This is a genomic window from Rhizorhabdus argentea (genome assembly GCF_037861105.1).
Classification (GTDB): domain Bacteria; phylum Pseudomonadota; class Alphaproteobacteria; order Sphingomonadales; family Sphingomonadaceae; genus Rhizorhabdus; species Rhizorhabdus argentea.
The window spans coordinates 1-2,286 of sequence record NZ_JBANFK010000055.1 but is presented as its reverse complement, the minus strand read 5'-3'; the positions used below and the strand labels follow the sequence as shown (position 1 = coordinate 2,286).

At 61.6% G+C, this 2,286-nt stretch carries 3 protein-coding genes; 2 read left to right on the top strand and 1 reads right to left on the bottom strand.

Features of this window, described 5'->3' with window-relative positions; all coding sequences use genetic code 11:
- Nucleotides 1–16 precede the first annotated feature (16 nt).
- Nucleotides 17–601, bottom strand: coding sequence for a TetR/AcrR family transcriptional regulator (locus AAC645_RS20340; protein WP_340318404.1), 585 nt, complete (start codon nucleotides 599–601; stop codon nucleotides 17–19).
- A 147-nt stretch (nucleotides 602–748) separates the two neighbouring features.
- Between AAC645_RS20340 and AAC645_RS20335 the strand changes: the two genes are divergently transcribed.
- Nucleotides 749–1,267 (top strand): VOC family protein, encoded by a 519-nt coding sequence (locus AAC645_RS20335; RefSeq protein ID WP_340318403.1) that lies wholly within the window; start codon nucleotides 749–751, stop codon nucleotides 1,265–1,267.
- A 235-nt stretch (nucleotides 1,268–1,502) separates the two neighbouring features.
- Complete coding sequence (locus AAC645_RS20330) at nucleotides 1,503–2,261, top strand: SDR family NAD(P)-dependent oxidoreductase (protein ID WP_340318402.1); 759 nt, start codon at nucleotides 1,503–1,505, stop codon at nucleotides 2,259–2,261.
- The last annotated feature ends 25 nt before the right edge of the window (nucleotides 2,262–2,286 follow it).

Genomic DNA, 2,286 nt, shown 5'->3' with positions numbered 1-2,286 from the left:
GCCCCCGAAATTGTAACTACCCGACTGCGAGAAGTTTGGCCAAGCCGCTCTCGAGGTCTGCAATCTGTTGGTTCGCCGGCCAGTAGGTTTCGCTGATGGCCGCTTGCGTGGCAATACCCGCCTGCAACGCCAGAATCTGGCGGATCAGGCTTTCCAGGTCCATTCGTTCGAACCGGGAAAATAAGGGATCCTGGGCGATTACGCGGCGAACATTCGCTTTGCTGCGCTCGAGCATCGCGCTGTGGATCGAGCCGAGCTCGGGATCGGTTCCCACCGTGCCCCAGAACGAGAGATGCACCCGCCAGTACCGCCTCATTTCAGTGTCGGTAGGAAGCACCTCCGTCAGGCATGCACAAAGGCCGCCGCCCGCGGCCTCGACAGCTTCCCACCGCGCAAAGGTTCGCTCGGAGGCAAGGCGATAAACCGCGGACAGGAGATCCTGCCTGCCTGCGAAGTAGTGGCTCACGATGGCTGTGCTGCACCCCTTTGCCTTCGCAACCGCGCGGATGGTGAGCATATCGAGGCCTTGCGTCGCCACGATGTCATATGCTGCCTCCGCCACCTCTGTACGACGCTGGCTTCGATCGACTGGAAGAGACATCAGTTGCAATTTCCTACTTGTAACAAGCGTTATACGGCGTATGATCTTGGCATAGCAGATGCGTTGGGCCGAGCAACAGGGGCCTATGGCCTGCGTCTAGAGCATAGCTTCTAGGTTGCGCGTGACCCGGGAAGAGGAGAGGTGAAGATGTACAAGACGAAAGAGGTGATGCAGGCGGCCTATGTGGTCGATGATCTGGATGCCGCAATCGAAGGCTGGCTGAAGATGGAGCAGACCGGGCCGTTTTTCGTCATCCGGAACGCGTCACCTGACAATTTTCGTTATCGCGGCAAGGCCGCCGAGATCGTGATGGACATCGCGATCTGCCAGGCCGGTCCGATCCAGGTGGAACTGATCCAGCCGAAAAGCACGGGTCCCAACGTCTACCGCGACATGGCGCCTGCCGGTGGGCAATTCTACCACCACCAATGCTATATTACAGACGATCTCGAAGCGGAGCGCACGCGATTCGCCGCGATGGGCGTCGAGGTCGCCCAGGAAGCGGACACCGGAGGGATCCGCTTCGCCTATTTCGATACCCGCCATCTGATCGGCTGCATGACGGAGGTGGTGCAGCGCGGCGCGGCGATGGATGGCCTGGGCAAGATGATCGCGGACGCTGCGGTGGATTGGGATGGGTCGAACCCGGTCCGGCTGCTGGGATGACAGAAACTCTCCAGGTTCGATGGCGGGGATGTCATGATCGAGGCGGGCCAGAAGCGGGCCATCGGTGTGGCCTCATTAAGCGCCATGACGCCTGTACGAAGCACGCGGACACCCCGCGAGTGGGAGCCCGCCTGCTGGACGGCAACAAGGGCGGCGACTGGACCGGCCATGGCAACCATGAGAAATTTACCACGAGGACCCGTATGTGGTCTCAGTCGAGGATAGGGAGAAGGAAATGCTTGCTAACAAGGCGATCCTGGTAACAGGCGCGGGCTCGGGTATCGGACGTGCGACCGCGCTGGTTCTCGCCAGGGCGGGAGCAAAGGTCTTCGCGGCGTCTCACCAAGCCGCCACGGCTGCCAAGACGGCAGACCTCATTCGCGCCGAAGGCGGCGTTGCCGAAGCCATGCGGGCAGACGTGACATCCGAGACCGATGTCAAGGCGATGATGGACGGCGTGGTCGCGGCCTTCGGCCGTATCGATGGTGCCTTCAACAATGCGGGTCTAGTCATGGCAGGCCTCGCGTTCCAGGATCTCAGCGAGGCGGATTGGGACCGCGTGCTCAACGTCAATCTGAAAGGCGTGTTCCTGTGCATGAAGCACGAGATCATCGCCATGCGCAGGACAGGAGGCGGTGCAATCGTCAACAACTCCTCGACCCAGGGGATGCTTGGCACCCCCAATGCGGCCGACTATTGCGGCTCGAAGCATGGCGTCCTTGGCGCCACCCGCAGCGCAGCCTGCGAGGCAGCGGTGACCGGGGTGCGCGTCAATGCCGTCATGCCCGGCATGATCGATACGCCGCCGGTGCAGGACTTCCTGACCAACGACGACTACAAGCCGTACAGGGATATGGTCCTGGCGCGGCACACCATCGGGCGGTTCGGCACAGCTGAAGAAGTTGGCTATGCGGTGAAGTGGCTGCTCTCCGACGAGGCTGCGTTCGTCAACGGCGCCGCGCTTGCCGTTGATGGCGGATATACCGCATGTTGAACGCACAGCGATCGGTGCAGCGGCC